This window comes from Limnospira sp. PMC 1279.21, from assembly GCF_032349615.1.
GTDB lineage: Bacteria > Cyanobacteriota > Cyanobacteriia > Cyanobacteriales > Microcoleaceae > Limnospira > Limnospira fusiformis.
This window is the reverse complement of record NZ_JARPLU010000189.1, coordinates 1-8,098: the sequence shown is the minus strand read 5'-3', so window position 1 is coordinate 8,098 and position 8,098 is coordinate 1. Positions and strand designations below refer to the sequence as shown.

The following is an 8,098-nucleotide window of genomic DNA, read 5'->3' as shown; positions in this document are numbered from 1 at the left end:
CTTAGTCATCTCGTCCTCTCCATTATACGTCCTAAGTATTCTGTCTTGTGCTATAGTTCTCTCACCCCACCGTTTGCTTAGAAACCCGGTTTCTTTGATAAACCGGGTTTCTTGACCACGATAGGGGCGGTGCGTCAGATGAACAAAATTGGCCGTTGACCCGATAGGTTATCCCTGTGACGCACCCTACGGCGGTGATAATTATTAATTATTAATTATTAATTATTAATTATTCATTGACGGGGTTTAGCTGTTAGCTGGTAGGGTTAGACCTATCGATAATCATTGATTGATGACAGATACAAATCAACTCACCCACCAATTGAGCAGTAATGGTATGATTATGTCGTCTCCCATCAAACCTTCTATCCACAGATGACGATTCACGCCACAGCTATAATTGAACCGGGTGCAACATTAGGCGAGAATGTAACAATTGGACCACTTAGCTATATTCAAGCGGGGGTGACAATTGGCGACCACTGCACGATCGCATCCCATGTTACCATTCTATGTGGAACTACCCTAGGCGATCGCACCCAAGTTCATGCCGGGGCGGTATTGGGGGACACACCCCAAGATTTAGCATTCTTAGACGAACCATCCTCAGTCAAAATAGGTAATAATTGTGTAATCCGTGAAGGTGTAACTATCCATCGCGGCACTAAGGCAGGTTCAATGACCCTGGTGGGTAATGATTGCCTATTGATGGCTAACTCCCATATAGGTCATAATGTGAAGGTAGGCGATCGCGTGATTATTGCCAATGGAGCCTTATTAGCTGGATATGCCCAAGTAGGCGATCGGGCTTTTATCAGCGGTAACTGTCTCATTCACCAGTTTACCAGAGTTGGGCGATTAGCCATGATGTCTGGCGGCTGTGCTATCCAAAAAGATGTTCCCCCCTTCTGTATCACCCGCAGCCTCAGCACTAATACCGTTATGGGTTTGAATGTGGTCGGACTGCGACGGTCTGGCTTCAACGAAGGACAGCGCCGGGAACTTCAGCAAGCCTTTAAAATCCTGTATAGGTCAAATCTCAATATTTCTCAAGCTCTGGAAAAACTAGAATCTGAGTTTACCTCAGAATTAGTCCGGGAATTGTGCGAATTTATCCGCACCTCCGAGAGAGGATTATGCAAATTTATTAAATAAAATTCAGTAATTGCGATAAAATAACAACTGGAGATTCTCGAGTTTCTAACATTTTGGACAGTAGGGCTATGCAATCAGCAGTCAATCCCCATCCCGAAAAGACCATGGACGAACCCCAAGCCGCTTTACCTGTGACAATTATTACCGGTTTTCTCGGTAGCGGTAAAACTACCCTTCTTAACTACATACTCTCCAACCAACAAGGCTTAAAAACGGCGGTTTTGGTTAATGAGTTTGGCGAAGTCGGAATTGATAACGAGTTAATTGTGGCTACCGACTCAGATAATACTATGGTAGAACTAAGCAATGGTTGTGTTTGTTGTACCATTAATGAAGATTTAGTGAACGCAGTTTACAAAGTCCTGGAACGCCCCGAAAAAGTCGATTATATCGTAGTTGAAACTACGGGTTTGGCTGACCCGCTACCGGTGGCTTTGACATTTCTGGGGACGGAATTAAGAGACATGACTCGCCTCGATTCCATTGTCACTATGGTAGACTGTGAAAACTTTAGTTTGGATTTGTTTAATAGCCAAGCGGCGGAGAGTCAAATCGCCTATGGGGATATTATTATCCTCAATAAAACTGATTTGGTAGATGAGGCTGATGTGGATCTGCTAGAAGTTCGCCTCCGAGACATGAAAAAAGATGCTCGAATCCTCAGAACTAAACGTTCTCAAGTTCCCCTTCCTTTGATTCTCAGTGTGGGTTTATTTGAGTCTGACAAGTATTTCCAACACAGGGAAGAATCAGACCATCATCACCATGACCATGACCATGAACACGAACATCATCACCACCATGACCATGACCATGACCATGACCATGAACACGAACATCATCACCACCATGACCATCATTCTAACCACCTAGAAAATGATGGGTTTACTTCGATTTCCTTTGAGAGCGATCGCCCCCTATCCCTGCGGAAATTCCAATATTTTTTAGACAATCAATTACCAGCTAATATATTTCGCGCTAAAGGAATTCTCTGGTTTGATGAAAGTCCGAAACGTCATATTTTCCACCTCAGCGGTAAGCGATTTTCCATTGATGATGATGAGTGGAAAGGTTCCCCAAAAACCCAACTGGTGTTAATTGGTCAAAACCTAGATAAACCCACCCTAAAATCTCAGGTTGAAAATTGTTTCTGTAAACCTTCCCCAACTCGCGGTCAAGGCTTTTCGAGGTAGTTAGATGGTAGTGGCAACCTTCTATGGTTGCCTACCCTCTCAGTCAAATTAAGCAATCAGTAACCTATGCGAGTTGTTATCCAAAGAGTTAAATCTTCACAGGTCACAGTTAATGGTCAAATTATTGGTAAAATTAATCAAGGACTAAATCTGCTGGTGGGTATTTCAGCGACGGATACAGAAGCAGAACTAGACTGGATGGCTAGAAAATGTCTGGATTTGCGATTATTTCCCGACCCGGATAATCATAGCGGACGTTGGGATAAATCCGTGCAAGATATTGGAGGAGAATTATTAGTTGTGAGTCAGTTTACCCTCTACGGAGATTGTCGCAAGGGCCGCCGTCCATCCTTTGAGCGTTCAGCGGCTCCAGAAGCTGCCGAAAAGTTATATCAGTTATTTATTGAAAAGCTCCGAATAAGTGGGTTAAAAGTCGCCACAGGTGAGTTTGGAGCGATGATGAATGTGTATATTGAAAATGATGGTCCTGTAACCCTGTTATTAGAACGGGAAGCTGATAACTAGATGATTCTCTCATAGTTGTTTCAAGTTTAACATAAGATTCTCTGTTTGAGCAAGTTCTCAGCAATGATGCTTTCCACTGGCTTAGAAAAATAGTAACCTTGTCCTTGGTCACAGCCTAAACTGCGAAGTTTAGCGAGTTGTTCGGCGGTTTCTATACCTTCCGCAACTACGCTAATTTGCAATTGATGAGCGAGGGTGATAATGGCATCAACAATTTGTAGGTTTTCGTTAGGTGTGCCAATACAAGTAATAAATGAACGGTCAATTTTTAAAGTGTTAACGGGAAACCTATGTAAATAACTTAGGGAGGAATAACCGGTGCCAAAGTCATCCAAACTCAAATGGATATTGCGATGAGTAAGCTGTTGTAAAAGTTGTCTAGCAGCTTCGGGATTTTCGACGATCGCCGTTTCGGTTATTTCCAGCTTTAGGTAACAACTTTGAAAGTTATTTTTAACCAGAATACGGTCGATTTCTTCAATCAAATAAGGCTGAGTAAACTGCTTAACTGACAAATTAACACTCATCCGAAACCCGTGAGTAATCAACCCTTTTTTTTGCCACTCATTTAACTGTTTAACCGCCTGGTCTAAAACCCATAAACCAATAGGAATAATTAACCCAGTATCTTCAGCTATGGGAATAAATTCGGCGGGGGAAATTATGCCATGTTCGGGATGATGCCAACGCAAAAGGGCCTCAAAGCCTATGACGGAGCCATCTGCGAGTTCAATAATAGGCTGATAGTTGAGGACAAACTGATTATTTTCTATTGCTAATCGCAGTTCATTTTCTAGTTGAAATCTGCGATGAGCATCATCGTGCATTGTGCCATCAAAAACCCGATAGCAGCCGCGACCTTGACTTTTTGCCTTATACATAGCAATATCAGCATCCCGCAAGATTTGTTCGGGTTCTGTGTATTCTGATGTACCGATAACAATACCAATACTAGCCTCTAAAAACAAGTCTTGATCATCTAGTTGAAACGGCCAAGTTAAGGCTTTTTGTAGGCGTTTAGCAATATTGGTAACGGCTTGGGGACTCTCAATATTTTCCAGTAAAATTGTAAATTCATCTCCTCCAAATCTCGCCAAATTAGTGGGAGACATTTTTAAGGTTAATTGCAACCTTCTGGCTAAGGAAATTAAAAGGCGATCGCCAGTTAAATGTCCGAGGGAATCATTAACGACCTTAAAGCGATCGCAATCCAAAAATAACACCGCAAAGCGATAATCTGGATTTTGTTTAGTTTGGGATATCGCTTGCATCAATTTATCCATAAAAAACACACGATTAGGTAAACCCGTTAGTGCATCATGGGAAGCCATGTGTAGCAGCTTACTTTGTGTTTGTTGGTGATGAAGAATCTCCCTCTCTAAAAGACTATTCATTTTTTTTAACTCTTCATTAGCGGACTCTAGTTCTTCAGTTCGTTGTAGAACCCGCTGTTCCAGTTCAGAATTAAGGCGCTGAATTTGCTTCTGAGCCTGTTTGAGAGCAATCTGATTTTCAATGCGAGCAATAACCTCCTCAATATGAAAGGGTTTAGTAATATAATCAACCCCGCCGACCTCAAAGGCTTGAACCTTATCAAAAACCTCATTAAAAGCACTAATAAAAATTACCGGGATTCCCCGTGTGTTTGGTTCAGATTGCAGTTGTTTACAAACATCATAGCCACTGATTCCCGGCATATTAATATCCAGCAAAATCAAGTCTGGAGGACTAGCTTTTGCTCCCATTAGTACCATTTCCCCGCTAATTGCACGCCGGACTTGATGACCGCGTTCTTCTAACAAATTTGTCAAAAGATTAAGGGTTTCCAGAAAGTCATCAACTATTAATATATGACCAGGAATAATATTCACCTCATCAGATTTCATAACTTCAATGCCGATTGGGTCAAACTAAGAATCATATCAAACCGCACCCTTTCAACCAAATCAATTAAACTCTGCTTCAATGCCAGTTGGTCTTCGGAAATCTCTTCAAGAAGTTGTAGAACTAGCTTATCATCTAATTCAGTAGCTGCCTGGTGAAGTTGCACAACCCAGTCTGTTGGCATCACCATCAAACAATTCGCCTCTAAGGGCTGATGTTGAACCACACGCGTAGGTTGAGAGCTTATCTGTTTTTCATAAATATAGCGAACACCTAGATGTTTAGCCATTTTCTCAAACAAAATCTGTTCTTCAAAAGGTTTGCGGACAAAATCATCACATCCAGCGGAGAGGACAACTTCACGTTCTTCCTCAAAGGCGCTGGCGGTGAGAGCAATAATCACGGTGGCTTGACCCTTTAAATGGGATTTAATTCGTTTAGTGGCTTCGTAGCCGTCCATAACTGGCATTCGCATATCCATCCAAATTAGATGAGGTTCCCATTGATTCCAGATGGCGATCGCTTCTTGGCCGTTTTCAGCTTCCAGTACCTCAAACCCTACAGGAATGAGGAATTTAACCAAAAGCTGTTGGTTACTTTCGCGGTCATCGACCACCAAAATCCGATATTTCGGTTGATTCGGAGCCAAGGAAACAATCTTTTGAGCCAGGAGTTGACTGCTTGATATTTCTTCTGGGTATCCTAAATTTACCTTGATATTAAATTTAAACACACTACCGACCCCTCGTGTACTAGATACGGAAATATCACCCCCCATTAACTGGAAAAATTCCTGACTAATCGGTAAACCTAAGCCAGTTCCTTGCTGATATTTTCGGCCAGTTTCCGTCTGTATAAATGGCTCAAAAAGCTGGTCTATATCTTCGGGTGCAATACCGGGTCCGGTGTCTTCTACTGTGAACTGTAAAACCATCTCCGCTTCCTGTTGGTTATCAATTTGGCTAGGTGGGTCAATAACTTCGCTGTGGAGAGTCACAGAGCCACTTTCCGTAAACTTCACGGCATTTCCGATTAAGTTAATTAGCACTTGTCGCAGTTTCCTTTCATCAGTTTTGATATAATGGGGGAGAGTCTGCGATCGCACAAAAATTAATTTTAATCCCTCCGCTGCGGCTCTGATAGAGAACATCTCCTCTAAAGAATCTAGTAAACTCCACAGGTCAAAGTTATTCTGATTAAGGGAGATTTGACCAGCCTCAATTTTCGACATATCTAAGACATCATTAATTAGTTGCAGCAGATGTTACCCACTGCGTTGAATAATGCACAGATGCTCTCTAAAATTATTCGGGTTATGGTTATTTTCTAAGCTAATTTGGCGCAGCATCAGTTGAGTAAAACCAAGAATTGCATTTAATGGGGTTCGCAGTTCGTGGCTCATGTGAGCCAAAAATTGGCTCTTAGCTTGATTGGCAACTTCGGCGTTTTCCTTGGCTTTTCGGAGTTCTGCTGTCCGTTGTTCGACACGAATTTCTAGGGTTTCAAATAATTCTTGTAGCTGGCTGCTCATCTGGTTAAAAGTTTGGGATAATTTCTTGACCTCTCTGATTTTTTTAATATCGACTCGATGGTTGAATTCTCCATTGGCGATCGCTTCACTAGCTTTAATCAATTGTAAAATCGGTTCTGCGACCCAACGGGAAGTGTAAACACCAAGGAAAATTGCCACAATTAAAGTTAATAAACATAACAACAACGTTTAACGAGCGTTACTGTGAATCCTCTCCATAAAATTCGACTCAGGAATTACCACGACAATTAACAAATCTAAACCTAGATTATCCTGATATGGTAAAACATGTAAAAAGTAGCGATCCTGATGTATTATTAACCTTTTGTTAAAACTTTAATTAATATTAAATAAACTACCACAATTACCAATTAAAAAACTATAAACTTCTCGGCTTAAATTATCTTGGCTAGAATCAATATATATTCGGGATGCTTGTTTATTTTAAATATGAAATGGCTGTGCCATTGTAGAACTAGCTACCACTAATCCAGACCTTTCTACAATCAAAATTCTACTATAATTACAAACATCTAACGATTGCAAAAAATCACTAATTTTGTCCAAAAAAAAGTTGCTGACAAATACCCCAATTATTTATTTGCCCTTGAGGATTCCTCACGGCTACACTAGCAGCTAAAGCCATTTTCGGATAGGCATGATAGGAAAAAATATCCCCCCACACCCCATGCCCAGAGGCGATCGCCGCCTGATACCATGTCCGACTTTTCACCGGAAAATCAGGTTTTTCATTGACCATTACCAGAGGATTTCCTGATTCATCCAAGCTAAAAAATTGAATGTTGCCATTAGTTTTTTCTCCGGCAATCATTAAGTGAGGTTGTTTACCGTCAATGCGTGCCAACCCGACAAATTCACCAGTGTCACTGCCCCAAAAAATCGAGTCAATTAAATCAAAATGCTCTAATTGGCTCCTAAACAATTTTTGCATTTGTTGACCATCTTGCCAATCCAAGTTATTGGATAATACCTGATCGCGATTAAGTTGATTAATCAAATTCGGAGTCATCAAGAACTGATCAAGTTGATCCTCAATCCGATTAGTAATTTCATCCTGAAGCTGATTGACGGCTTCATTAACAGCTTGATCGCCATTACTCCAGGACAGCCACCCAGTTAAGCCAACAGCGACAAAAATCTGAGTGACAAAAGGAACAATCAGAAAAAACTGTAGTGGCAAATGGTCAAAAAAATTACGGAACACTTTGAATGGTTCTCCCCAAATACCAATGCTCATGACCAAGCAGGTTAACTGCTGCGGCTCTGCTCAGGCATCAAGTCAACTTAAAACTAGGAATAAATACTAAGGATGCTTGACTACTGCTATTGTATCAAAATTCACCGGAAATGGTTTAAATTCAACAAGTAATCTTGTATAATGTCTGGTATGTAACTGAACCAGAAAAATGTGGATTGTTGTTTTAATGAATGTCACCATTGCCATAGGCTGTTTTTCTTTGGCCAGACGGACTTGGAGACTTCATTATAGACTAGAACGCCTAGAACGCCGGATACTTTTACTAGACCGACGGGTAAATACGGTTCTGCAACAGACGACCCATGTTTTTGAAAAGCAACAGGTCGTCAGTTCTAATCTGAAACAGCGATATTCGCGTCTTGAGGTCCAAATCCAACAGCTTCAGAAAATATTAACCCTGGTAAATTTGGGCCTAAGCCTGTGGCGGTGGCAACGACGGAGGAGACCTGCTCAGTAGTATCTAAATTTTCTTTCGTTGTTATGGTCGAAAGGGAAGTCACCTTCGCCAACTCCAATTCCAAACCGTGCTTG

8 protein-coding genes are annotated in these 8,098 nt (G+C 41.4%); 4 read left to right on the top strand and 4 right to left on the bottom strand.

The annotated features are described in order from the left end of the window. The first annotated feature begins 375 nt into the window (after positions 1-375). The 3 genes from lpxA (at position 376) to dtd (ending at position 2,873) form a co-directional block, all read left to right on the top strand. Complete coding sequence (lpxA, locus tag P5683_RS20710; RefSeq protein WP_006624809.1) at positions 376-1,155, top strand: acyl-ACP--UDP-N-acetylglucosamine O-acyltransferase; 780 nt, start codon at positions 376-378, stop codon at positions 1,153-1,155. Positions 1,156-1,223: 68 nt separating this feature from the next. Further along, complete coding sequence (locus P5683_RS20705; protein ID WP_006624808.1) at positions 1,224-2,348, top strand: GTP-binding protein; 1,125 nt, start codon at positions 1,224-1,226, stop codon at positions 2,346-2,348. A gap of 66 nt (positions 2,349-2,414) precedes the next feature. Further along, positions 2,415-2,873, top strand: coding sequence for a D-aminoacyl-tRNA deacylase (gene dtd / locus P5683_RS20700; RefSeq protein WP_006624807.1), 459 nt, complete (start codon positions 2,415-2,417; stop codon positions 2,871-2,873). Between the two features lie 26 nt (positions 2,874-2,899). Here dtd and P5683_RS20695 read toward each other — a convergent pair whose 3' ends face one another. From P5683_RS20695 to P5683_RS20680, 4 genes are all read right to left on the bottom strand, one after another. After that, a complete protein-coding gene (locus P5683_RS20695) occupies positions 2,900-4,759 on the bottom strand; it encodes an EAL domain-containing response regulator (RefSeq protein ID WP_006624805.1) in 1,860 nt (619 codons plus the stop codon). Beyond that, positions 4,756-5,988, bottom strand: coding sequence for an ATP-binding protein (locus P5683_RS20690; RefSeq protein ID WP_006624804.1), 1,233 nt, complete (start codon positions 5,986-5,988; stop codon positions 4,756-4,758). The genes P5683_RS20695 and P5683_RS20690 overlap by 4 nt, the downstream gene beginning before the upstream one ends. A 33-nt stretch (positions 5,989-6,021) precedes the next feature. Further along, on the bottom strand, positions 6,022-6,447 hold the full coding sequence (locus P5683_RS20685; RefSeq protein WP_157234541.1) for a histidine kinase dimerization/phospho-acceptor domain-containing protein: 426 nt from the start codon (positions 6,445-6,447) through the stop codon (positions 6,022-6,024). Between the two features lie 394 nt (positions 6,448-6,841). Beyond that, on the bottom strand, positions 6,842-7,546 hold the full coding sequence (locus P5683_RS20680) for a PDC sensor domain-containing protein (RefSeq protein ID WP_006668139.1): 705 nt from the start codon (positions 7,544-7,546) through the stop codon (positions 6,842-6,844). A 169-nt stretch (positions 7,547-7,715) separates the two neighbouring features. On the opposite strand from P5683_RS20680, the gene P5683_RS20675 reads away from it, so the two are divergent. Next, positions 7,716-8,024 (top strand): hypothetical protein, encoded by a 309-nt coding sequence (locus P5683_RS20675; RefSeq protein ID WP_006624800.1) that lies wholly within the window; start codon positions 7,716-7,718, stop codon positions 8,022-8,024. The last annotated feature ends 74 nt before the right edge of the window (positions 8,025-8,098 follow it).

Excerpts from the sequence above, each read along its gene's own strand:
- lpxA (WP_006624809.1), top strand. The coding sequence starts at position 376 with ATGACGATTCACGCCACAGCTATAATTGAACCGGGTGCAACATTAGGC.
- P5683_RS20690 (WP_006624804.1), bottom strand. The coding sequence starts at position 5,988 with ATGTCGAAAATTGAGGCTGGTCAAATCTCCCTTAATCAGAATAACTTT.
- P5683_RS20705 (WP_006624808.1), top strand. The coding sequence starts at position 1,224 with ATGCAATCAGCAGTCAATCCCCATCCCGAAAAGACCATGGACGAACCC.
- P5683_RS20695 (WP_006624805.1), bottom strand. The coding sequence starts at position 4,759 with ATGAAATCTGATGAGGTGAATATTATTCCTGGTCATATATTAATAGTT.
- P5683_RS20675 (WP_006624800.1), top strand. The coding sequence starts at position 7,716 with ATGTGGATTGTTGTTTTAATGAATGTCACCATTGCCATAGGCTGTTTT.
- P5683_RS20680 (WP_006668139.1), bottom strand. The coding sequence starts at position 7,546 with ATGAGCATTGGTATTTGGGGAGAACCATTCAAAGTGTTCCGTAATTTT.
- dtd (WP_006624807.1), top strand. The coding sequence starts at position 2,415 with ATGCGAGTTGTTATCCAAAGAGTTAAATCTTCACAGGTCACAGTTAAT.